Below are 24,190 nucleotides of genomic sequence, written 5' to 3'. Positions count from 1 at the left end.
AACAAATCATGTCCTCCACTTCATCAGCGCTGCCGATCAAGCCGCTGGCAGGTGCGCAGCTGATCGGCGCCGGCCTGTTGCTGGCTGCCGCCAACTTCATTGCGGTACTCGATACCACCATTGCCAACGTTTCGGTATCCACCATTTCCGGGCGCTCGGCGCCTCATCCAGCCAAGGCACCTACGTCATCACCTCGTATGCGGTGGCGGAAGCCATCACGGTGCCGCTGACCGGCTGGCTCGCCAATCGCTTCGGCGCGGTACGGGTGTTCATCACTTCGATGATCATGTTCGGCGTGTTCTCGGCATTGTGCGGCCTGGCCAACTCGCTGGGACTGCTGATTGCATTCCGTATCCTGCAAGGCCTGGCCGGCGGCCGCTGATCCCGCTGTCACAGACTTTGTTGCTGCGCGTGTTCCCGAAGGAGAAGGCGCCAACGGCGGTCGGCTTGTGGGCGATGACGACCCTGATTGCGCCGATTGCCGGTCCGATACTTGGTGGCGTGCTGTGCGATCAGTACAGCTGGCCCTACATCTTCTACATCAACGTACCGGTGGCGCTGCTGTGCGGCTATCTCGGCTGGAAAATGTTCAAGCCTTACGAATCGAAATTGGTGAAGTTGCCGATCGATAAAGTTGGGCTGGCCTTGATGATCGTCTGGGTCGCCGCGCTGCAGCTGATGCTGGACCAGGGCAAGGAAAAGGATTGGTTCGCATCGACCGAAATCGTGACCCTGGCGTTGGTCGCCATCGTCGGCTTCCTGGCGTTCATGATCTGGGAACTGACTGAGCGTAATCCCGTGGTCGACTTGCGCGTCTTCCGGCATCGCGGATTTTCCGCCAGTGTGATCACCATCTGCCTGGCATTTGGCGCCTTCTTCGGCGCCACCGTGCTGACGCCGTTGTGGCTGCAGGGCTATATGGGATATACCGCGACGCACTCCGGACAGACCACCGCGTTGAGCGGCATCCTGGCGGTAATTACTGCGCCATTCGTCGCCAAGCTGTCGACCAAGGTTGATCCGCGCAAATTGGTGTGCCTCGGTGTGATGTGGTTGGGCGCCGTGACTTTGCTGCGCAGTTTCAACAGTACCGACATGACCACCTTCCAGATTGGTTGGCCGTTGCTGTTGCAAGGGATCGGATTGCCGTTGTTCTTTGTGCCGTTGACGGGGCTTGCGCTGAGTAGCGTGAACCTGTCGGAAACTGCATCGGCCGCGGGCTTGATGAGTTTTTGCCGCACCATGTCTGGCGCCATCGCAACGTCGCTGGTCAATACCAGTTGGGAAAACAAGGCGATCTACTATCATGCGGAACTGGCGGGCCTGGTCGACAAGAACGGCGATGCCAGCAGCGCGCTGGTGCAGTCGGGATTCAGCGCGGATCAGGCCAGGGTCAGCATCGAACAGACCTTGCAGTCGCAAAGCATCATGCTGTCGACCAATCATATCTTCACGGTGGCGGCATTCTCGTTCCTGCTGGCGGCGACGGCAGTCTGGTTCGCGCCCAAGCCGAAACGCGTGGCGGATACCTCGGCAGCGCATTGACGCTGCTCAACCATGGTGGCAAGCAAGCACGATGCGGCAGCTCTCGATACGCTCGATTCTCTGATAGGGCAGGTGCGCGCCGCGATTCTGGCGGCGCTGGATCAGGAACTGCAGCCGCTGGATATGACAGCGGCGCAGTACGTCATCATCGTCAAGCTGGCCGGTTCTCGATCGGAATCGATGGCTGCGCTGTGCAAGACGCTGTCTTACGATCCAGGCGCCATGACGCGCATGATTGATCGACTGGAACGGAAGGGGCTGGTGACGCGCTTGCGGCCTTTGGATAACCGTCGTTCAGTAATGCTTGAGCTTACCGAGGCGGGTTTGCGGATGTACCCGAAATTGACTGAATGTGTCGCGCAAGTCATACGGCGATTCCTTGCCGGGTTTGCACAAGATGAAATCAGTGAGTTGAAGAGGTTGCTGCAAAAACTGCTGGCGAATGCTTGATGGCGACCGTCACGATAACGTATCAATGACTAGCACACCAATTCAGGTGTCGCTCCATTGCCGCATCAGGTTGTGATAGCAGCCGATCAAGGTGCGGCGCGCCTGTTCATCGGCATTGGTCTGATTCAGTTTCTGGATTGCATTGTCCATGTCGAACAGCATGCTGCGCTGGGCGTCGTCGCGCACCAGGCTTTGTACCCAGAAAAAGCAGGCGGTACGTACCCGCGCGTGATCGGCGTGACCTGATGCAGGCTGGTGGCGGGGTACAGCACCATATCGCCGGCCTGTAATTTGACTGAGTGCATGCCGTAGGTGTCGTCGATTTGCAGTTCGCCGCCGTCATACGAATCCGGATCTGACAGGAACAAGGTGGCCGAGATATCGGTGCGCAGCTTGCGGCCGCTATGTGGATCAATCCGCACGCTGCCGTCGACATGGGCGCCAAAGGTCATGCCCTCGCCATAGCGGTTGAACATCGGCGGATAGACGGTATTTGGTAATGCGGCGCTGATAAAGCGCGGGTGGCGTTCCAATGCCTGCAGGATGATTTGCTGGCATTGCAGCGCCACTTCGGAACGTTCATCGATCTGCTGATTGAACTTGACTGCCGCTCCCTGGTACCCGGCCGTGACGCGGCCGTCGACCCACGCCGCATCGGCGTGGTCGAGCAACTGGCGCACAGCGGCTAGCTGCTGTACATCGAGTACCTTGGGAATGGCAATCAGCATGAACGCTTCTTCCGTTTCTTCAATTACATACGATAGTTGACCGACAGCAGCGCTGTACGTCCGGTGCCAGGCACCGCGCGTCCGCCGTCGGATGGAATCAACGCATCGTAATACATCTTGTTGGTCAGGTTGAACAAATTCAAACGGATATCGTACTTTGGTTGTGTGTATGCCACCGTCGCATCCCAGCGTGTATAGCCGCCGACCTGCACCACGTTGGTGTTGCTAGCGTAGCGCTCCGACATGTAGGTCGCGCCGCCGCCGATTTCCCAGTGCGGCGCCAGCTTGTAGGTGGTCCATGAGGTCAGCGTGTTCTTCGGTGTGTTGGCCGGGACTTTGCCGAGCGTGCCGTCGAGTGCGGATGCCTGGATGATTTTGGCGTCCAGGTAGGTGTAGCCGAGCGCGATCTGCCAGTCTTTGGTGATGCGTCCGGTAGCGCCGGCGCGGGCGCCGTTGACGCGCACCGTGCCATCCAGTTCATACACGCCGGTAGCGATCAGGCTGCGGGCGTTGTCCTTTTTGATCTGGAAGATCGCTGAATTGAGCGACAGGTTGCCGTTGGCCAGGTCCCACTTGCCACCCAGCTCGTAGGAGCGGTTCTTTTCCGGATCGAGGTTTTGCTGGCCGGTAGTGCCGGTCAATTGTTCCAACGACGGGTTGAACGAGGTACCGTAAGACAGGTAATAGGATTGCTCGGCGCTCGGCTCCCAGATGCCGCCAAGGCGGACGCTGGTGAAATTAACGGTTTGTTGCGCATAGGGCAGGGTCGTGTTCTTGGCCGCTGCCGGCGCGTTGGTCGCGTTCAGCGAGTTGGTGATGCTGGCAATGTAGCGATCGTAGCGCAGGCCGCCGACCAGCTTGAATTCTGGCGCCAGCGTCATGGTGTCGTTGACATAGGTGGCGATGGTATTGGCGGAGCCGCCGGCACGGTTGCCTGGCTGGCTGGCGACATTGCTGCCGGCAGCGCTGTAGCCTGGATTGACCAGCGGTACGCAGTCGTTATAGCCGGCCACAGTCGAAGGCGCATTCAGCGCTACGCCGTTGCAACTGCCGTTACGGTAGTAACCCTGGTTGTCGTAACCGTCGTGACCGAGTTCCACGCCGACCAGCACGTCATGCTTGATGCTGCCGGTATTGAGTTTGGCCGACAGTTCGGTCTGGTTGAAGATCGAATAATCGCGGATGTCGCGGTCATGGCTCTGGCCGCGCACATACAGGCTGCTCAGCGGAAGGGAGCTGACAGCGGATACCGGCAGCGGCGTAAAGCCGTTTGCGGAAACTGTACCGATGGTGTTGGGCGCGGTTTCTACCGCGCTGGTGCGCACGTAGTTGAACTGGGTCTGATTGCGCAACACGACATCGGGTGAAATCTTGTGGCTGACGATGGCGCTCAGTGCTGCCACATCCTGGTTGGTATGGTCGCTGTTGAGGCCGTAGGCGGTATTACGGTCGACCGTGACGGGATGGCCGTTGAGCGGCGGCACGCCATAATCGGGCATGTCATGGTTGTGCTGGATCAGCGCCGACAAGGTGATTTCGGTCGGGGTGCCGATGCCCATTACGTAGGAGCCGGCCAGGCCGAAGTCCTGCACATCGGTCTGGTCGCGGGTGCTGGCCTTGCCGTTCTGCGCCATGGCAGAAAGGCGGAATGCCGACGTGTCCGACAGCGGATGATTGTAGTCGGCAGTGGTGCGCACCAGGCCATTGGTGGTGGCCGATGCCGAGACTTCGGTCGATTCCTTCAAGTTGGCTTTCTTGGTCACCTGGTTGATGACACCGCCGGTCGAACCGCGGCCGAACAGCATCGACGATGGGCCCATCAATACTTCGACCTGCTCCAGCGCAAAGGTGTCGCGATAGTATTGGCCGCGGTCGCGGAAGCCGTCCAGGTAAATGTCGGTGCGCGCAGAGAAGCCGTTCAGGTTGATGTTGTTGCCGATCTGGCCGCCTTCCGCGCCGCCGAGCGTGATGCCCGCCACATTGCGCAACGCGTCTGCCAGCGAGCTGGCGCCTTGCGATTGCATCAGCGCCTTGTTGACCACCACTACCGATTGCGGCACATCATGCAGGTCGGCCGACAATTTGTTGAGGGCGCTGCTGTTGGCGTTGAAATCGCCGCGAGCGCCTTGCACGGTCACTTCCTGCAGAACCGCAGGGGCAGTATCGGTTTTTGGTGTGGGGGCTTGCTGAGCGAGCAACGGTAAAGGGCTGGCAAACACTGCCACCAGAGCGGCGGCAATCGGGTTGAGACGGTTCATTTTTTTATGGGCAAAAGGGTTGGCTTCTACGAAGCAGCAGAAATTTGGCTGGCTAGTACGGAAGTGGACCGTTTTGCTGGCTGGAATGTTTGTTTGTAAATAAGAGTGATTATGTAATCAATTCTCATTTGAGTTTGTTTTGTGTCGGCAATTATAGAGGAAAACCATGTAAAACAAATAGCTGGCAATTGTGAAAAACAATAAATTACAACACTCAAAATTATTGCAGCGGCTTTTAACTATTGGAGATTGCAGCCGAATGCGTTTGTGAAATCGAGATGGGTAAGCCATTCAAGGGTGGGTGATGGGGCAGGCGGTTCCGACTGGTCGTAGATTGCATTTTCGTCATTATTGTTGCCGTCAGGTCAAATAACATTTGATGTTGGGGATGTTTTTCGCAACAAATAATGCGTGCACAGTGTGGCCATCGGCTCATTGGCGCTGCCAAGCCGGCCTCTTTCACTTCATGCAAAGGACAATCATGAGCATCACCATTCCCCAAATCGGCCTCGGCACTTTCCGTTTACAAGGCCAGGTCGTCATCGACTCGGTGCGCAACGGCATCGAGGTCGGCTATCGCCATATCGACACCGCGCAAATCTACGGCAATGAAGTCGAGGTCGGGCAGGCCATGGCCGACAGCGGCGTCGCGCGCGATGAATTATTCGTTACAACCAAGATCTGGATCGACAACCTGGCGCGCGACAAGCTGCTGCCGAGCCTGAAGGAAAGCCTGCGCAAGCTGCGTCTCGAGCAGCTTGACCTGACCTTGATTCACTGGCCCTCGCCAAACGACGCGGTGGCAGTCGAGGAATACATGGCTGCTTTGGCGGAGGCCAAGGCAGCCGGATTGACCAAGGCAATCGGCGTGTCCAATTTCACCAATGCGCAATTGCAGCGGGCTGTGGCGACAATCGGCGCGACCGAGATTGCTACCCAGCAGGTCGAGATCCATCCTTTCCTGCAGAACCGCAAAGTGGTCGAGTTTGCCCGCAACCTTGGCATTCACATCACTGCGTACATGCCGCTGGCCTACGGCAAGGTGATGCAAGAGCCTGTGCTGGCGCGTATCGCTGAACGCCACAACGTCAATCCGGCCCAGGTTGCGCTGGCATGGTCGCTACAGCAAGGTTTTGCTGTGATCCCATCGTCGACCAGGCGCGTCAACCTGGAGAGCAACATGGATGTGCGAGCGATTGCGCTGACTGCGGAAGACATGACCGAGATCGCCACTCTTGAGCGTAACGAGCGACTCGCCAATCCGGATGGCCTGGCTCCGCATTGGGATTGACGCGTCGTCGTCGGTATCGCCGCCACCCGCGGCCACCCGCGGCCACCGAATAGCGTGACGCAGGCATCCAATGGATTTTTTTGATCGCTTGAGATGCGGCCTGAACAGTCGTCTTTTCGAGTGATCGCTTCTACGCGATCGCGATAGCCTTGCACAAAAAAAAGGCACTGGCTATTGTAGGCACAGCGGTCAAATCGCGTATTCAAACCAGCGCATCAGCAAGCACGGCCGGTCTCATCTCGTCAACATGTTGTCGGAGGGCAGGTTGATGTCGCACAGATCAATCCAAAGGACCGTTCAGTCATGTTTTCCTCGCTTCGCATCCGGCTCATCGCCATTTGCCTGTCTATCGTGGTGCTTTCCATGTTGACAGTGGTGTTTGCCAATTTCATCACTACCCGCACCCACACGCTGGAATCCGTCAATCAGCAAACGCTGCAGTTGGCGGCCAGTCAATCCGCCGAAATTGCCGAATGGGTGCATGAAAAGAGAACAATAGTTTCATCCATGAGCCTGGCAGTGAATGCGTCCGACGCGCTGCCTGCGATTCGGGCGGCGCAAAAGGCCGGCGGCTTCGACGATGCATATATCGGTTATTCGGATAAACGGATCCTGTTTTTGCATGAACTGCCGGCCGGCTACGATCCTACCGCCAGGCCGTGGTTCATCAAGGCCCGCCAGGCCGGTGTGCCAGTGCTGACGTCTCCATATATCGACGCCACTACCGGCAAACTGGTGATCACCTTTGCAGAGCCGGTCAGCGCAAAAAATGACGTCAAGGCAGTTCTCGGTGCGGATGTCATGCTGGAATCGGTTGTCAAAACCGTCAATTCGGTCAAGCCGACGCCGAACAGTTTTGCATTCCTCGTGGATGGCAGCGGCAACCTCATCACGCATCCCAACCCGGCATTGAGCCTGAAGCCGGTATCGGAACTGGCGCCGTCGCTGTCGGCAGCCAAATTGGCTGAAGTCGAGCAATCCAAGGGGAGTCTGGATGTGCATTTGAACGATCGCGACGGCATGCTGTTCGTGACCAGGATCGAGGGCACAGACTGGATGCTGGCAATTGTGCTGGATCGCGCCGATGCGACCAAGGCGCTGTCCAGCATGCTCACGACCTCGGCGGTGACGTCCTTGATGATCATCCTGCTGGCGGCGCTGGCTTTGACATTGCTGCTGACTCACTCATTGCGGCGCCTGGAACTGATCCGCAATGCGATGCAGGAAATTGCCTCGGGCGATGGTGATTTGACACGCCGTCTCGATGCGCACGGCGTCGACGAGTTGTCTCAGATTGCCACCGCCTTCAATCTGTTTGTCGACAAGATGGCCAATATCCTTGGCCGCATCCGCCACACCAGCGAATCGGTCAACGTGGCGTCGCGTGAGATTGCAGCCGGCAACCTGAATCTTTCCGCACGTACCGAGCAGCAAGCCAGCTCGCTGGAGGAGACTGCGGCTTCAATGGAGCAGATTACCGGTACCGTCAAACAAAGCGCAGACAATGCACGCCAAGCTAACCAGTTGGCCGAGTCGGCGGCGGCGGTGGCAACGCAAGGCGGTGCTGTGGTGTCGCAAGTGGTGGCGACCATGGGCTCGATCAGCGGCTCGTCAAAAAAGATTGTCGACATCATCGGTGTTATCGATGGCATCGCCTTTCAAACCAATATCCTGGCCTTGAATGCCGCCGTTGAGGCGGCCCGCGCCGGCGAGCAGGGCCGTGGCTTCGCCGTGGTTGCCAGCGAAGTGCGCAACCTGGCGCAGCGCAGTGCCACTGCTGCCAAGGAAATCAAAGGCCTGATCAGCGATTCGGTTGCCCAGGTCGAGACTGGCAGCAAGCTGGTTGGCGACGCCGGTGCGACGATGGATCAGATCGTTGATAGTGTCCGGCGTGTGACCGATATCATGGCGGAAATCTCTGCCGCCAGCCAGGAACAGACTTCCGGCATCGAGCAAATCAACCAGGCGATCACGCAGATGGATCAGGTCACCCAGCAAAATGCGGCGCTGGTGGAGCAGGCGGCTGCGGCTGCTGAATCGCTGCAGGAACAGGCGGGTGATTTATCGCAAATCGTCGCCGTATTCAAGCTGGACACGGCTGCAGCGCCAGTTGCTGCGATCAAGTCGTCGGCGGTTTCGCAGCTGCATGTGGTCAAGCCAGCGGCTTCGGAGAAAGCAGGCGCCAGGCCTTCGCTCAAGGCTGCAGGGAGTGAGATGCAGCAGGCCGCCGAGACGTCGACGACAATGAAAATTGCCAACGGCGGATCGACAGCAGGCGACGACTGGACACAGTTTTAATGGCGGCAAGAGGCATCTTGCGCATACAGATCCTGGATTGATGCCCCGTCTTGGAGCGGCAGCTGGTGGAAACGGTGCATAAGCGGGCATAAGCGGCGCATGAGGTGGCGCCGTTTCCCCATTTTGATCAGTTGCTCGGCAAAATGTATTTCCTGTGTGAACGTGGCGGCCGGATAATCGATTTTAAGAAAACGCACTTCCCGAAAGATTGGTAAATTAGAGGCGGCTCTGGATAGGCCAGTTCATTTAACAATGGTCTGTTTGCAAAAAGACGACGCCGCTGGCAGGGCTTCATGCAATGATGACTAATTTACCGGGGATGGCTGGCATGCAAAACAAGACAGTGACGTTGGCGTTGCAGGGTGGGGGATCCCACGGCGCGTTCACCTGGGGTGCGCTGGATCGCTTGCTGGAAGATCCGCGCATCGATATCGAGGGCATCAGCGGCGCCAGCGCCGGCGCGATGAATGCGGTGGCGATGAGCTACGGTCTGGCAATCGGCGGCCGTGACGGTGCGCGCCAGGCCCTGGCTGATTTCTGGGATAGCGTCAGCACCAAGGATCTTTACAGTTTCATGCGGCCGGAGGCGCTGAGTGAGGCTGGCATCGCTTCGCAGGCGACTTCCTCGGCTTTGCTGAAACACATGTTCTCGGTAACACGCATGTTTTCTCCATACCAGCTCAATCCCTTTGATCTGAATCCGCTGCGCGACATCCTTGGCAAACAGATCGATTTCGAACGCCTGCGCAGCGAGGGCAAGGTCAAGCTGTTCATCGCGGCAACGCAAGTGAGCACCGGCCGGCTGCGTATTTTCCGCAACGACGATCTGACGCAGGATGCGCTGCTGGCATCGGCTTGCCTGCCATCGATGCATCATGCCGTGGAGATCGACGGCGAGGCGTATTGGGACGGCGGACTGACCGCCAATCCGCCAATATTTCCATTGCTGCATTTGTGTACCTCACCCGATGTGGTGGCGGTGCTGTTGCACCCGTTCCGGCGGCCATTGACGCCGACCAGCACTGACGAAATCGGCCAGCGGCTGAGTGAAATCAGTTTCAGCTCCACCTTCTTCACCGAATTGGGCGGCCTGGCGCTGGCCAAGCGTGAAACGGAAGCCGATCCGCAGGCGCGCGGCAAGATGCACGAGCGCCTCAAGGAATTGGCAATCCACGTGATCGATTCGGACGCGTTGATGAGCCAACTGAGCGTCGCCAGCAAACTCAACACCAAAGCGTCGTTCATCCATGCATTGCGCGATGCCGGCCGCCAGCGCGCTGACATCTGGTTGGCAGAGAAATTTACCGGCAACACGCTGCATCCCAATTTTGACCTCGACCAGTTTCTTGCCTGATTTTTCGTCCGATTTTGCTCCTACTATGCCGATGATTCCATCCCGTTTCGAATTCGTTCCCTTGCGCGGTTTGCGCTATCACGTACGCCATTGGGGCCGCGTCGGCGCGCCGAAAATTTTCATGCTGCACGGCTGGATGGATGTGGCCGCCTCATTCCAGTTCGTGGTCGATTGCCTGCAGCACGAATGGCACGTGATTGCGCCCGACTGGCGCGGTTTCGGCCTGACGGAAGGGCCTCCGGTGGATACCTACTGGTTTCCCGATTATCTGGCGGACCTTGACGCCTTGCTGCAACACTATGCGGGCGACGAGGCTGTCAATCTGCTCGGGCACAGCATGGGCGGCTATGCTGTCGGCCTGTATGCAGGCGCGCGCCCGGAGCGGGTCAAGACGCTGATCAACCTGGAAGGTTTCGGCGGTGAGCACATGGCGCCGGAATTGGCGCCGGCACGTTATGCCAAATGGCTGGATCAATTGCGCGCGCCGGCAACCATGAATACCTATTCCGACGTGGCGGCGGTGGCCGCACGCCTGCAAAAAACCAACCCGTGTCTGAGCGATGAACGGGCAGCTTTCCTGGCCCGGCACTGGTCGCGCCAGAACGATGCCGGGCGCTGGGAAATCCTTGGCGATCCTGCCCACAAGATCGTCAATCCGGTATTGCCGAGAGTCGAGGAAATGATTGCCTGCTGGCGCTGCATCAGCGCGCCGGTGCTGTGCGTTGAAGCCGCTGAGACCAATATGTGGCTGTGGATGGGCGGCAAGGAGTCGATGCGCGGCGAAATTGATCGTCGAATTGCGTTCCTGCCGCACGCTGAAAGTGCCGTGATAGCGGATGCTGGACACATGTTGCATCATGATCAGCCTGAGGCGCTGGCGGTGCTGATCGAACGCTTCCTGCAAGAGCACTGCGGCCGCTGAACGAGCAGTTCACCCGCAACAAAAATGTGCGTTTGCAGCATGAGAGGGCCAACGGGCGTACAATCGGCAGATGACTCCTTTTTGCTTACCCTGCAGCACGGACAAATGATGTTGAATGTTGACCTCCATTGCCACTCCAACGTTTCCGACGGCACCCTGACTCCGACGGCGGTGGCTGAGCGCGCCAAGGCCAACGGTGTCGATATCTGGGCCTTGACCGATCACGATGAAATCGACGGTATCGCCGAAGCGCGCGCAGCGGCGGCAGCGCTTGATTTGCGCTACGTGTCCGGGGTCGAAATATCGATTACCTGGGCTAGCCAGACGATTCACATTGTCGGCCTGCAAATCGACGAAACCAATCCGGAGCTGGTGCAGGGCTGGTGGCGACCCGTGGCGGTCGTGAGCGGCGCGCGCATGAAATGGCAGAGCAGTTGGCCGCTGTCGGCATTCCCGGTGCATTCGAGGCGCCTTGAAGCATGTCGGCAATCCCGATTTGATCTCGCGCACGCATTTTGCCCGTTATCTGGTGGAAATCGGCCGTTGCGCCGACACCAGCGAAGTATTCCGTAATTTTTGACAGAAGGTAATCCCGGCTACGTTCCGCATCGCTGGGCAACGCTGGAAGAATCCGTGCGCTGGATTCGCGGCGCCGGTGGCGTGGCGGTGGTGGCACATCCTGGGCGCTACAAGCTGAGCGATCTGGCTTTCGGTGCGTTTTTCGATGAATTCAAGCAGTTGGGCGGGACCGCAATCGAAGTCATGACCGGCAGCCATACCCCTGACCAATACGATTACTACGCCAAGGTGGCGGCCGATTACGGCTTCCTGGCTTCGCGCGGTTCTGATTTCCACAGTCCGACCGAGTCGCGGGTCGACCTTGGCGCTTTGCCGCCTCTTCCTGATAGCGTTACCCCGATCTGGCACGATTGGTAATCACGCAACGTGATTTGTTCCGGCCGCAGCCGGAGTTGGCTAGAAGCGACTGGAAGCCGGTGAAAATGGCCGGCGTTGCCGTCTGCACGCGTGGCTCTCCTCTCCAGTTTTCAGCCTTGTCCCGGCTGGATTCTCCCTCTGCTGGCAGCGTCCATTGCTGCTGCGTCGCACCATAGTTACCGCCTTTGCATGTCTATGATTCTGTACTACATTGAAATGGAGTCTGTAGTGTAAGTGCCCGGTGCCGTGACTACGCGCCGCGCTATTGGTTATGCGGCGCCAAGGCAGGGTGGGGCGCTTGGCGACAGGCCTTTCGATGCGACGGTGTCGGCTTTTATCGGATGCCGCGAGAACGCGTCGGGAATGTTGTTGAGCGTTAGCGTTTTTCAGGAGGTCGTCATGGAACTTCACATGCATTCGCATCACTGGGAGCATCGCCTGCCGAACTGGCCGGCGGCAGCCGTCGCCGGTTTTGCCGCAGGTGCAGTGCTGATGGTGCTGGAGCTATTCTGGTCAACCATGGTGACGGACGTCAGCCCATGGACCACTTCACGCATGGTAGCCGCCATTGTCCTTGGGCCGGACACCATGCAGGCCAGCGATTTCAGCGTCGGCGTAGTTGCCGTGGCGATGGCCACGCACTATGTGCTGGGGATCGTCCTCGGCCTGATCCTGGCTGCCATCATCGCGCCTTTCCACTTCGATTCCAGCATCGGCATGGTGCTGTTGACCGGCGCAGTATTCGGCCTGGTCGTCTATCTGTTCAATTTTTACGGCATGGCCCGCTTCTTCTCATGGTTTGACGACATGCGCGGATGGTCAACCCTGGTTGCGCATCTGATCTTCGGCATGTCGGCGGCGATCATTTACTGGAAGCTGGAGCGCCCGATAAAGGAATAACGGCAAGGTCTTCTTGCGCGTGCATGACGGCGGATCGGAACTCACATCTGATTCGCCGGCATCGTGCATCGCTAGCAAGAGCGCCGCCTGGCTCGGGTTTGTTGCCGTTCATTTTCTGTTTGCAGCGTTCAGAGAATAGTCTTCATTGCTTCTATGTCACTTCGGCGGACCTGGTCCGCAGGAGAGAGGATAGCTATGGCCATGGCAGCTGCACTCGTCCTGATCGTCTTCGCCTCGGTGCTGTTTCATTTCGTCAGCCCCTGGTGGGCCACGCCGCTGGCGTCGAACTGGCGGCAGATGGACGATACGCTGACGATTACCTTCGTTATCACCGGCATCTTCTTCGTTCTGATCAACCTCTTCCTTGTCTACACGTTGCTGCGTTTTCGCCATCGCGAAGGCCGTATTGCGGCTTATGCTCCCGAAAACAAGCGGCTGGAACGCTGGCTGATCATCGCCACCAGCGTCGCTATCATGGGCTTGCTGGCGCCAGGGCTGTTCGTATATGCCGCCTATGTGACGACGCCGGCCAATGCATTGCAGGTGGAGGTGGTCGGCCAACAATGGCAATGGCGTTTTCGCTATCCGGGGGCAAGCGGCAAGCTGGGGCGCAGCAGTATCGACCTGGTCAGCGCCGCCAATCCATTCGGCCTCGATCCAGCCGATCCGTCCGGGCGGGACAACATCCTGGTCAACAATAATGAGATGCACCTGCCGCTGAACAAGCCGGTCAAGATGCTGCTGCGCTCCCAGGACGTACTGCATGATTTTTTCGTGCCGCCGTTCCGCGCCCGGATGAACATGGTGCCGGGAATGGTGACGTCGTTCTGGTTCACGCCTGACAAGCCAGGTCGTTATGAGGTGCTGTGCGCGCAACTGTGCGGGGTTGGGCACTCCGGCATGCGCGGCTATGTGGTGGTGGAGGACGAGGCCAGCTTCCAGCATTGGTTGACGGCGCAGCCGACCTTTGCGCAGACGATGGCGCCACCTTCCGCAAGTGGCGCGCTCGCGGCGGCACCAACTGCGGCCGCGGCTGCGATTGGCGGGAGTGGCGCGAACACCGATGCCATGGTGGCGCAGGGCAAGGCGCTGTCAGAATCGAAAGCTTGCGTTGCCTGTCATACGGTGGATGGCAGCCCGCGCGTCGGGCCGACCTGGAAAGGTTTGTTCGGCAAGACCGAAACCATGGAAAACGGCAGCACGGCGCAGGTCGACGAAACTTACCTGAAGAATTTCATCCGTAATCCGCAGGCCCGCGTGGTCAAGGGATTTACGCCGATGATGCCGAAGATAGAAATGACCGACGCCGAGCTGGAGGCATTGGTTGCCTATATCAAATCGATTGGCGTGCCGCCGCCGGCGGCGCCAAAGCAGCAGGCGCAGCAATGAACGCTCTCACCGAGGAACGCCATGGCCTACACTGACGACAGCACCCACGATAATCACGATCACGGGCCGCAAAGCTTCTTCCTGAAATACGTCTGGAGCCAGGACCACAAGGTGATTGCGATTCAGTACGCCAGCGTTGCCATCCTGGCCGGGCTGGTCGGTGTCGGGTTATCGAACCTGATGCGTTTGCAGCTGGGATTCCCTGGAAAGTTCGCCTTTATCGACGCGCCGCATTACTACCAATTCATGACGATGCACGGCATGATCATGGTGATTTACCTGCTCACTGCGCTGTTCCTTGGTGGCTTCGGCAACTACCTGATTCCGTTGATGGTGGGCGCGCGCGACATGGTTTTTCCCTACCTGAACATGCTCAGTTTCTGGGTGTATTTTCTCTCGGTGATCGTGCTGATGGCGAGCTTTTTCGTCCCCGGCGGGCCGACCGGCGCGGGCTGGACACTGTATCCGCCGCAGGCGATCCTGCCCGGCACGCCGGGTTACGAGTGGGGCATCATCCTGATGCTGGTGTCGCTGCTGATCTTCATTGTCGCCGCCACCATGGGCGGCCTGAACTATGTCACGACGGTACTGCAGGCCCGTACGGAGGGCATGACCTTGTTGCGCATGCCGTTGACCGTGTGGGGCATCTTCGTGGCGACTATCCTGGCGCTGCTGGCGTTCCCGGCGCTGTTCGTGAGCGGCGTGATGATGCTTCTGGATCGTACGCTGGGCACCAGTTTCTTCATGCCATCGCTGGTGTCGATGGGACAGATCAGCGGCTACAAGGGCGGCAGTCCGCTACTGTTCCAGCACCTGTTCTGGTTCTTCGGTCATCCCGAGGTGTATATCGTGGCGTTGCCGGCGTTCGGCATCGTCTCGGACCTGATCAGTGTGCATGCACGCAAGAGCATCTTCGGCTATCGCACCATGGTGTACGCGATCCTCGCCATCGGTGTGTTGAGTGTGGTGGTGTGGGCGCATCACATGTTCGTCAGCGGCATGAATCCGTATTTCGGTTTCTTCTTCGCCACTACTACGTTGATTATTGCCGTGCCGACTGCGATCAAGGTCTATAACTGGCTGCTGACCTTGTGGCAGGGCGATATCCATCTATCGGTGCCGATGCTGTTCGCGCTCGGCTTCATCAGCACTTTCCTGATCGGCGGCCTGACCGGGCTGTTCCTTGGCAATGTCAGCGTCGATATCCCGCTCTCTAATACGTATTTCGTGGTCGCGCATTTTCATATGGTGATGGGCGTGTCGCCGCTACTGGTGGTGTTTGGCGGTATCTATCACTGGTATCCGAAGATCACTGGCCGCATGCTCAATGAAACCCTGGGGAAACTGCATTTCTGGGTGACCTTCCTCGGCACCTACGCGATCTTCTTTCCGATGCACTATCTGGGTATCCTCGGCATGCCGCGCCGTTATTACGTTTTCGAGGGCTATAAATTCATCCCGCAGTCCGCGCAGACGTTGAACGCCTTCATCACGGTGGTGGCGCTGATCGTGGCGACGGTGCAACTGACCTTTATCTTCAACCTGGTGTGGAGCGTGTTCCGCGGCAAGCGCGCCGATCCGAACCCGTGGCGCGCCGCTTCGCTGGAATGGCAAACGCCGTCGACACCACCCGCGCATGGCAATTGGGGCCCGCATTTGCCGGTGGTCTATCGCGGCGCCTACACTTACAGCGTACCTGGCGCAGAACAGGATTTCATTGCGCAAAACGCGCCGCCGATGGCAGGGGACGCCGAGTCGCGCATCGGCAAGGAGGCATTGGCATGAACCAGGCAGCGATCTTGAAAGTGCCTGCGGTCGGCTACGGAAAATCCGGCCCGGCTTCCAGGGCGACCGCCGCGGCGCCGCCATCAGCGTTGCCTTGTGGCTGTTCATCGGCGTAGCGACGGCGCTGTTCTTGCTGTTTATCGCCGCCTATGTGATGCGGATGGATGCCAGTGACTGGTCGCCGCTGGCCATGCCATGGCAGCTATGGCTGAGCAGCGCGCTGCTGGCTTTAGCCAGCGTGCTGCTGCAACTTGCCGCCAGGGCGGCTTCGGTGCTGCTATTGCAGCGTGCGCGCACCCGTTTGCTGGCTGCCGGGATGTGCGGCTGCGCTTTCCTGATCGTGCAATGGTGGGGCTGGCTGGCATTGCAAGCGATACATGTGACCACGACAGGTAATCCGGCCGGCAGCTTTTTCTATCTGCTGACCGCCATGCACGGTCTGCACGTGGCAGGTGGATTGGTGGCGTGGGGCATCACCGCCGCTGGCGCTCGTCGCCAGGATGCCGGACGCCTGGCATGGCAGATCCGCTTGTGCGCGCGTTACTGGCATTTCTTGCTGGCGGTCTGGCTCTTGCTGTTTGCGGTACTTGGCTGGCTGACGCCTGATGTGGTGCGCATGGTCTGCGGCGTTCGCTGAGCCGCAAAAGAGCAACTAAAGGAGCGCATATGAGTACCGTCTCTTCCGCACCGTCTGCTGCGCCGCCGTCCGGGCAAGCACCAGGGCGCTGGCGTCAGCTGGTGGCTGATTGGTCGTCGGACCGGCAAGCCTTCCAGGTGTCGTGGGGCAAGGCGATGATGTGGATTTTCCTGTTGTCCGATACCTTCATCTTCAGCTGTTTCCTGACCGGCTACATGACGGTGCGCATTTCCAGCACTGTACCGTGGCCGAACCCGAGCCTGGTGTTCAGCCTCAAGATCGGTACTGCCGAGGTGCCGTTGCTGCTGATCGCCATCATGACCTTCGTCCTTATTAGCAGTAGCGGCACGATGGCGATGGCCGTCAACTTTGCTTATCGCCGCGATCGTGTGCGGGCGGCAATATTGATGCTGGTGACTGCGGGCTTTGGCGTCACCTTTGTCAGCATGCAAGTGTTCGAATGGAGCAAGCTGATTTTGCAGGAAGGCGTGCGCCCCTGGGGCAACCCGATGGGCGCGGCGCAATTCGGCTCGACCTTTTTCATGATCACTGGCTTTCATGGCCTGCACGTCAGCGCGGGCGTGATTTACCTGGTGACGGTTGCGGTCCGCCTGCTGCGCGGCCGCTATGAAAAAAGCGGCAATTACCAGATCGTTGAAATCGCCGGCTTGTACTGGCACTTCGTCGACTTGGTCTGGGTTTTCATTTTTGCGCTGTTCTATCTTTGGTAGGTGCCGCCATGACTTCCGCTACCGGGCAACAACATCCGATCAGCCTCTACCTGAAGATATGGGGTTTGCTGTTTGTACTCAGCACGCTGTCGTATCTGGTCGATTATTTCAATTTTCACAGCTACCTGCGCTGGGCCTTGATCATCGTCCTGATGCTGATGAAGGCCGGACTGATTGTCGCGTTCTTCATGCACATGGCGTGGGAGCGCATGGCCCTGGTGTGCGCAATCCTGTTGCCGCCGTTGTGTCTCTTGGTGCTGGTAGGGCTGATGGCGACCGAGGCCGATTACACTTTCGTCACCCGCTTGTTGTTTTTCCGCTGACGGATAATCAAGTCAGTAGCGCCCAGGCAGCCAGCGCCGATAACAACAGGAAGGGAAACGAGTACAGGTGAAAACGTAGCCACAGATGGCGCTCTGGCGTCATGCGCAACGCGATGATGTTGGCCAGCGAACCGATTGCCAGGCCAAAGCCGCCGGCATTGACGCCGTAGGCTATGACTTTATAGGCCGTGGAATAGTTCACCAGCAAGATCGTTGCAGGCACGTTGCTGATGACTTGCGAGCCAAGCATTGCCGCCATGAGCAGCTCAAGTTGCGAAAAACTCGGAATTGAGGCAACCCAGGACTGAATGAAATGCAATTGGGTAAGCAGCTGGATGTCGATGAACATCAGGATGAAGACCAGGATCAGGCTCCAATCGACCTTTGCAATGATTTCGCGGCAGAACAGCAGCGCGGCAGCCGCAACGCATAGCAGGCCCCAACCCGGGTATCCAAGTTCTACCGTCGCCAGGAACGCCAGGTAAAGCGCGGCGCAAGTCCTGAGCAGGCCGACGCGATAGGAAGCCGGATTGTCCTCCAGTTCGGCATGGATGGTGTGCTTGGGGAAGCAGAGCCAGGTCGCGACCATCAGCATCAGGAAAATCGCCAGCGCAAGCGGCGCCATCTGCCACGTGAATGCGCCAAACGACAAATGCGAGCGTTGCCACAGCAGGATGTTTTGCGGATTGCCGATTGGGGTCAACAGGGAGCCGGCGTTGACCGCCAGCGCTTCAAAGATGACCAGCCGGCCGATCGGCAAGTTGCCTATGCCGCGCAGGCCCACCGTCAGCGGCACCATGACAAACAGTGCGATGTCGTTGGTCAGGACGGTCGACAATAGGGCGGCAGCCGACACCAGAAAAATCGCCAGCGCACGCTCGTTGTGCAGCCGGTTGATGATCGCCCGGCCCAAGTGTTCCAGGTAGCCGCTGGCTTCTATGCCGGTCGTCAGCAGCAGCATGCCTGCCAGGGTGGCGATAGTGTGCCAGTCAACCCAGGCCCGGTAGTCGGCAATCGGGTGGGGCGACAGGACGGACAACACGATCGCCGCGATCAGCAGCAGGTGCATCAGGCGATCGCGCAGGAATGGCCGGCAGATGTCGTGGATGAAAGATTGAGAAGGTACGGCTTTGGCAATTTCTGACATGAATCTTCTTTGTTATTTGGTTAATGCGTGAACGGCTTGTGTTTGCTGCGAGAAAATTGTGAAAGTGCTTCGTTTTTCCATGCTGACAGTCTGGCATAATTGCCGCTCTCACTCTTGAAATCTGCGTCTCCGACCTTATCTTCAAGGCAATTCTTTTCCGATTGGAGCTTTCCGCATGAAACGTATTTTCCTGTTCCTTGCCACCAATATCGCAGTAATGGTTGTGATGAGCATCGTTCTGTCGTTGTTGGGCGTGGACCGCTTTTTGACGCGTAGCGGCCTGAATCTGCCGATGTTGATGGTGTTCTCGCTGGTGGTTGGCTTTACCGGCTCGATTTTCTCCCTGTTGATCAGCAAGCAAATGGCTAAATGGTCGACCGGCGCACGTGTGATCACATCGCCTTCCAATTCAACCGAATTGTGGCTGGTCGATACCGTCGGCAAACTGGCGCAGCGTGCCGGTATCGGCATGCCAGAGGTGGCAGTGTATCAGGGTGATGCCAATGCGTTCGCTACCGGCGCCTTCAAGAACTCCGCGCTGGTGGCAGTTTCTACAGGTCTGCTCGAGAGCATGACCAAGGAAGAGGTTGAGGCTGTCCTCGGTCACGAAATCGCCCATATCGCCAATGGCGATATGGTAACCATGACGTTGATCCAGGGCGTCGTGAATACCTTCGTGGTGTTCCTGTCGCGCGTGATCGGTTATGCTGTCGATCGCGCTTTGTCGCGCGGCAATAACGACGGCCCCGGCATCGGCTATATGGCCACCGTGCTGGTGTCGCAGATTGTGCTGGGTATCGGCGCCTCGCTGATCGTGGCCTGGTTCTCGCGCCATCGCGAGTTCCGCGCCGACGCCGGTTCGGCCAAGCTGCTGGGTAGCGCGTTGCCGATGCAGCATGCGCTGGCGCGCCTGGGTGGGATTGAACCCGCCACCTTGCCGGAATCGATGGCCGCGCTCGGGATCAATGACAAGCCAGGCTTCATGTCGCTGTTTTCTAGCCACCCGCCGATCGAGCAGCGTATTGCCGCTTTGCGTAATCCGCAGGTCACCGCGCTGTAATTTGCCGCTAACCAAAGTTTCATGAATGCGGCGGTAGCCTGTGGGCTATCGCCGTTTTTCATTTTTTGAATGATTGTGAATGCCTGAACCATGAGCCAATTTTTTCAAATCCATCCAGATAATCCGCAGTTGCGCCTGATCAAGCAGGCGGTGCAAATCATCCAGTCCGGCGGTATTGTCGCCTTGCCGACCGATTGTTGTTATGCGCTGGTCTGCCAGTTGGATAACAAGGACGCGGTGGAACGCGTACGCCGTATCCGCGGCGTCGACGACAAGCATCACTTGACCATGATGTGCCGCGATCTGAGCGATATTTCGTTGTACGCCAAGGTCGACAACCGCCAGTTCCGCCTGCTGAAGAGCGCCACGCCGGGTGCTTTTACATTCATTCTCGAGGCGACCAAGGAAGTACCGCGCCGCCTCAGTCATCCGGCGCGCAAGACCATCGGCTTGCGGGTGCCGGAGCACAGCATCGTGCAAGCGCTGCTGGAGGAGCTTGGGCAGCCATTGATCGGCACCACGCTGATCATGCCTGGCGAAGGCGAGGCGCTGACCGATCCGGAAGAAGTGCGCGACCGGCTGGAAAAACAGATCGATCTGGTGATTGATGGCGGTGCCTGCAGCCTGGAGCCAACCACGGTGGTCGACCTGACCGATGACGAGCCGCAACTGATACGCCAGGGCCGCGGCGACGCCGGCTTGTTCGGCTTGTGATCCTGGCGCTGGCGTGCCGCTGCTAGCGCCGGTGTTTATTTTTTGTAATTTTTCTCGGCGCTGCAATCCCGCCGCAACGCCGGCAATGCTTGCCGCGCTTCATCCAGGTTAAGAGCGTTGCGGACGGTGCCCCCGTTATTTGCGACGCACTGCGGCAACCCCTCTGATAGAATCCCGCCCATGAATGATCTTATCCAAACCGTTGCAGTGTATGCACTGCCTGTGCTGTTCGCGATTACGCTGCACGAAGCCGCCCATGCCTATGCCGCCAAGTATTTTGGCGATTCCACCGCCTACATGTTGGGGCGTATGAGCCTCAATCCGATCAAGCATATCGATCCGTTCGGCACCATCCTGATTCCGATCCTGCTGTATTTTTCAACCGGCGGTGCCTTCCTGTTCGGCTATGCGAAGCCGGTGCCAATCAATTTCGGCCAGCTGCGCAAGCCCAAGCGCGACATGGCCTGGGTTGCGCTGGCGGGCCGGCAGCCAACTTCGTGATGGCGCTGATATGGATGCTGGTGTTGATTGCGCTGGCGGTATTCCGGGTCGAAGAGGACTTTTTCGCCCTGATGGCGCGGGCGGGCATCCTGACCAATCTGGTGATGTTTGCTTTCAACCTGTTTCCGATCCCACCGCTTGATGGCGGCCGTATCCTGACCAGCCTGCTGCCGAATAAATACGCGTACAAGTTCGCACAGATCGAGCCGTACGGTTTCTTTATCGTGATGGCGTTGGTGCTGCTGAAGGTATTATATTTCTGGATGACTCCGGTCATGACGATTGCCCAGACTGCCTTGCAGTGGATCGTCTCGCCCTTATTGTTGCTTTTGCGTTGATTTTCCTTACCTGATTTGACCTTGACTATCTATGTATCCTGACCGCGTTGTTTCCGGCATGCGCCCCACCGGGGCGCTGCATCTTGGCCACTATCACGGCGCCCTCAAGAACTGGATTCGGCTGCAATCCGAACTGCCATGCCTGTTCTTCGTCGCCGACTGGCACGCGTTGACCACCCATTACGACGATCCCAGCGTGATCGAGACCAGTACCTGGGAGATGTTGATCGACTGGCTGGCGGCCGGCGTGGATCCGTCGCAGGCGACTCTGTTCATCCAGTCCAAAGTGCCGGAGCATGCCGAGCTGCACCTGCTGCTGTCAATGGCGACGCCGCTAGGCTGGCTGGAGCGGGTGCCTACCTACAAGGATCAGCAGGAAAAGCTGGCAGATCGCGATCTGACCACTTACGGTTTCCTCGGCTATCCGCTGCTGCAGGCCGCCGACGTGCTGATTTACCGTGCCAGTCAGGTGCCGGTCGGCGACGATCAGGTGCCGCATATCGAGATGATGCGAGAGATCGCGCGCCGCTTCAATCATCTGTATGGCAAGGAAAAGGGTTTTGAAGAGAAGGCACAGGATGCCGTCAAGAAGCTCGGCAGCAAGCGTGCCAAGCTCTATAACGAATTACGCACAGAGTTCCAGCAGCAGGGTAGCGAGAGTGCGCTGGAGCAGGCCAAGGCGATGCTGGACGACGCCCAGAACCTGTCGATGATCGACCGTGAGCGTCTGTTCGGTTTCCTCGAAGGCAGCCGCAAGCTGATCCTGTCGGAACCGCAGGCGCTGCTGACTGAGGCATCGCGCCTGCCCGGCCTGGACGGACAGAAGATGTCGAAGAGCTACGGCAACGCGATCGCGCTACGCGAAGACAAAGATGTGGTCACGAAGAAAGTCCGTACCATGCCGACCGATCCGGCGCGCGTGCGGCGCACCGATCCTGGCAATCCGGACAAGTGTCCGGTATGGCAATTCCACGTAGTGTATTCCGACGATGCGACCAGGGCCTGGGCCGACAAGGGTTGCCGCAGCGCCGGCATTGGTTGCCTCGAATGCAAGCAGCCGGTGATCGACGCCATCATCCGGGAGCAGGAGCCGATGCACGAGCGCGCCCAGCAATATCTGGACGATCCATCGCTGGTGCGGGCGATTGTTGCGGACGGTTGCGACCATGCACGCAAACTGGCGCAGGATACGATGCGCGATGTGCGCGAAGCGATGGGCTTGGGCTACGCCTGAGTACCATCCTGCTATCGAACACGCACAGATGTTACCAAGTCAGATCAACAGCGATACTTTGACCAGCGCGGCGTCGCCGTGGGTCCGCCGCTTTGGCGGACTGTTGCCCGCCGGTAGCAAGGTGCTCGACCTGGCCTGCGGCGACGGTCGCCATGCGCTCTGGCTGGCTCACCACGGGCTGGACGTGCTGGCGGTGGATCGCAATCCAGCGCCGCTGGCAGCATTGGCGGCAGCGGGCCTCGCCACGCGTCAGATCGACCTTGAAACCGGCCTTTCGGCAGCGCTGGACGAATTGTTCCTGGCAGGGCAATTCGCTGGCGTGGTCGTCACCAATTATCTGCACCGCCCCCTGTTTCCGCTCATATTGCGCAGTATCGCAGAGCAAGGCGTGCTGCTTTATGAAACATTTGCCATCGGTAATGAGCAATTTGGCAAGCCATCCAACCCCGATTTCCTGTTGGCGCAGGGCGAATTGCCGGCATTGCTGGCCGCCGACAAGGCCAGTTCCTGGCATGTGCTGGCCTTTGAAGATGGCTACGTAGAGCAGCCGAAACCGGCCATGGTGCAGCGGATTTGCGCGATCAAGGGCGGTGGCGGTTCAGTTTCCACCTTGCGGATCGGCTGACGATTTCGGCTCCCATGACGGAAAGTTGGCCTGTGGAAATTGTATTTGTAACCTGATTTACAAGTGGAATTTACCCATAGCCACGGCGATCCGCTACAATCAGTCTTTTATTTTTTCGCATTTACCATCATGATCCAGGGCAGCATTGTTGCAATCGTTACTCCCATGCACACTGACGGCAGTCTCGACTTGCCAGGTTTGCGGAAACTGATCGACTGGCACATCGCAGAAGGAACTGATGCGATCGTTATCGTCGGCACTTCAGGCGAATCGCCGACCGTCTCGGTGGACGAGCACTGCGCCCTCATCAAACTGGCGGTAGACCATGCCGCCAAGCGGATTCCCATCATTGCCGGCACTGGCGGCAATTCCACCGCAGAAGCGATCGAACTGACCCGTTTCGCCAAGGAAGCTGGCGCCGACGCTTCGCTGCAAGTCGTGCCTTACTACAATCGGCCGACCCAGGAAGGCATGTACCAGCACTTCAAGAAGATCGCTGAAGCGGTCGACTTGCCGGTGATTCTGTACAATGTGCCGGGCCGTACCGTCGCCGACATGAGCAACGAAACCATTTTGCGTCTGGCGCAGGTGCCGGGAATTATCGGCGTCAAGGATGCAACCGGCAATATCGGCCGCGGTTCCGACCTGATTCGCCTGGCGCCAAAGGATTTTGCCGTGTATTCCGGCGACGACGCGACCGCGATGGCGTTGATGTTCTGCGGCGGCAAGGGCAATATCTCGGTGACCGCCAACGTGGCGCCGCGCGACATGCATTTGCTATGTGTCGCTGCGATGAACGGAAACGTTGCCGAAGCGGTCAAACTCAACAACAAGCTGCTGCCTTTGCATAACAAGCTGTTTGTCGAACCGAATCCGCTGCCCGTGAAGTGGGCGTTGACGGAAATGGGACTGATGGCGGACGGTATTCGTTTGCCGCTGGTGCCGTTGTCTGCCGAGTATCATGCGACGGTGCGTGAGGCGCTGCGTGAATCTGGTGTATTAAAATAAGCTGCGCTGACAGGCG

The 24,190-nt window shown here is 58.5% G+C and carries 18 protein-coding genes and 4 pseudogenes; 19 read left to right on the top strand and 3 right to left on the bottom strand.

Going from position 1 to position 24,190, the window contains the following annotated elements:
- Positions 1–8 precede the first annotated feature (8 nt).
- Both CAter10_RS13055 and CAter10_RS13050 read left to right on the top strand, forming a co-directional pair.
- Positions 9–1,545, top strand: a pseudogene (locus tag CAter10_RS13055) (DHA2 family efflux MFS transporter permease subunit).
- 12 nt (positions 1,546–1,557) lie between these two features.
- The gene (locus CAter10_RS13050; protein WP_061533743.1) at positions 1,558–1,995 is read left to right on the top strand and encodes a MarR family winged helix-turn-helix transcriptional regulator; all 438 of its coding nucleotides are present in this window, start codon (positions 1,558–1,560) and stop codon (positions 1,993–1,995) included.
- 42 nt (positions 1,996–2,037) lie between these two features.
- On the opposite strand, the pseudogene CAter10_RS13045 reads toward CAter10_RS13050, so the two are convergent.
- Positions 2,038–2,723, bottom strand: a pseudogene (locus tag CAter10_RS13045) (Fe2+-dependent dioxygenase).
- Between the two features lie 23 nt (positions 2,724–2,746).
- Positions 2,747–4,981: a TonB-dependent receptor gene (locus CAter10_RS13040; protein ID WP_061533742.1), complete on the bottom strand. Its 2,235-nt coding sequence runs from the start codon at positions 4,979–4,981 to the stop codon at positions 2,747–2,749.
- 481 nt (positions 4,982–5,462) lie between these two features.
- Here CAter10_RS13040 and dkgB point away from each other — a divergent pair, with 481 nt between their 5' ends.
- From dkgB to CAter10_RS12980, 11 genes and pseudogenes are all read left to right on the top strand, one after another.
- On the top strand, positions 5,463–6,272 hold the full coding sequence (gene dkgB, locus CAter10_RS13035; RefSeq protein WP_061533741.1) for a 2,5-didehydrogluconate reductase DkgB: 810 nt from the start codon (positions 5,463–5,465) through the stop codon (positions 6,270–6,272).
- Positions 6,273–6,575: 303 nt separating this feature from the next.
- Positions 6,576–8,570: a methyl-accepting chemotaxis protein gene (locus CAter10_RS13030; protein WP_061533740.1), complete on the top strand. Its 1,995-nt coding sequence runs from the start codon at positions 6,576–6,578 to the stop codon at positions 8,568–8,570.
- Between the two features lie 328 nt (positions 8,571–8,898).
- Positions 8,899–9,924 carry a patatin-like phospholipase family protein gene (locus CAter10_RS13020; protein WP_061535338.1) on the top strand — a complete coding sequence of 342 codons (1,026 nt, stop codon included), beginning with the start codon at positions 8,899–8,901 and terminating at the stop codon, positions 9,922–9,924.
- Between the two features lie 25 nt (positions 9,925–9,949).
- Positions 9,950–10,846, top strand: coding sequence for an alpha/beta fold hydrolase (locus CAter10_RS13015; RefSeq protein WP_061533738.1), 897 nt, complete (start codon positions 9,950–9,952; stop codon positions 10,844–10,846).
- Between the two features lie 108 nt (positions 10,847–10,954).
- Positions 10,955–11,782 (top strand): annotated as a pseudogene (locus CAter10_RS13010) (3',5'-nucleoside bisphosphate phosphatase).
- A gap of 399 nt (positions 11,783–12,181) precedes the next feature.
- On the top strand, positions 12,182–12,682 hold the full coding sequence (locus CAter10_RS13005; RefSeq protein ID WP_061533737.1) for a hypothetical protein: 501 nt from the start codon (positions 12,182–12,184) through the stop codon (positions 12,680–12,682).
- A gap of 195 nt (positions 12,683–12,877) precedes the next feature.
- On the top strand, positions 12,878–14,071 hold the full coding sequence (coxB, locus tag CAter10_RS13000; RefSeq protein ID WP_061533736.1) for a cytochrome c oxidase subunit II: 1,194 nt from the start codon (positions 12,878–12,880) through the stop codon (positions 14,069–14,071).
- Positions 14,072–14,092: 21 nt separating this feature from the next.
- Entirely contained in the window at positions 14,093–15,856 is a 1,764-nt protein-coding gene (gene ctaD / locus CAter10_RS12995) for a cytochrome c oxidase subunit I (protein ID WP_061533735.1), read from the top strand.
- Positions 15,789–16,493 carry a cytochrome c oxidase subunit 3 family protein gene (locus CAter10_RS12990; protein WP_335340157.1) on the top strand — a complete coding sequence of 235 codons (705 nt, stop codon included), beginning with the start codon at positions 15,789–15,791 and terminating at the stop codon, positions 16,491–16,493. The genes ctaD and CAter10_RS12990 overlap by 68 nt, the downstream gene beginning before the upstream one ends.
- A 29-nt stretch (positions 16,494–16,522) precedes the next feature.
- Entirely contained in the window at positions 16,523–17,224 is a 702-nt protein-coding gene (locus CAter10_RS12985; protein WP_061533734.1) for a heme-copper oxidase subunit III family protein, read from the top strand.
- 8 nt (positions 17,225–17,232) lie between these two features.
- Complete coding sequence (locus CAter10_RS12980; protein WP_061533733.1) at positions 17,233–17,547, top strand: cytochrome C oxidase subunit IV family protein; 315 nt, start codon at positions 17,233–17,235, stop codon at positions 17,545–17,547.
- Positions 17,548–17,554: 7 nt separating this feature from the next.
- Here the strand turns inward: CAter10_RS12980 and CAter10_RS12975 are convergent, their stop codons facing one another.
- Positions 17,555–18,694, bottom strand: coding sequence for an SLC13 family permease (locus CAter10_RS12975; protein WP_061533732.1), 1,140 nt, complete (start codon positions 18,692–18,694; stop codon positions 17,555–17,557).
- 175 nt (positions 18,695–18,869) lie between these two features.
- On the opposite strand from CAter10_RS12975, the gene htpX reads away from it, so the two are divergent.
- The 6 genes and pseudogenes from htpX (at position 18,870) to dapA (ending at position 24,174) form a co-directional block, all read left to right on the top strand.
- The gene (gene htpX / locus CAter10_RS12970) at positions 18,870–19,754 is read left to right on the top strand and encodes a protease HtpX (RefSeq protein WP_061533731.1); all 885 of its coding nucleotides are present in this window, start codon (positions 18,870–18,872) and stop codon (positions 19,752–19,754) included.
- Between the two features lie 90 nt (positions 19,755–19,844).
- A complete protein-coding gene (locus tag CAter10_RS12965; RefSeq protein ID WP_061533730.1) occupies positions 19,845–20,468 on the top strand; it encodes an L-threonylcarbamoyladenylate synthase in 624 nt (207 codons plus the stop codon).
- Positions 20,469–20,648: 180 nt separating this feature from the next.
- Positions 20,649–21,307 (top strand): annotated as a pseudogene (locus tag CAter10_RS12960) (site-2 protease family protein).
- Between the two features lie 31 nt (positions 21,308–21,338).
- Positions 21,339–22,541 (top strand): tryptophan--tRNA ligase, encoded by a 1,203-nt coding sequence (locus CAter10_RS12955; protein ID WP_061533729.1) that lies wholly within the window; start codon positions 21,339–21,341, stop codon positions 22,539–22,541.
- A 28-nt stretch (positions 22,542–22,569) separates the two neighbouring features.
- Positions 22,570–23,166, top strand: coding sequence for a class I SAM-dependent methyltransferase (locus tag CAter10_RS12950; protein ID WP_061533728.1), 597 nt, complete (start codon positions 22,570–22,572; stop codon positions 23,164–23,166).
- Between the two features lie 129 nt (positions 23,167–23,295).
- Positions 23,296–24,174 (top strand): 4-hydroxy-tetrahydrodipicolinate synthase, encoded by an 879-nt coding sequence (dapA, locus tag CAter10_RS12945; RefSeq protein WP_061535336.1) that lies wholly within the window; start codon positions 23,296–23,298, stop codon positions 24,172–24,174.
- The last annotated feature ends 16 nt before the right edge of the window (positions 24,175–24,190 follow it).

Origin of the sequence: Collimonas arenae, from assembly GCF_001584165.1 — a bacterium.
GTDB lineage: Bacteria > Pseudomonadota > Gammaproteobacteria > Burkholderiales > Burkholderiaceae_D > Collimonas > Collimonas arenae.
This window is presented reverse-complemented; position numbering and strand designations above follow the sequence as displayed.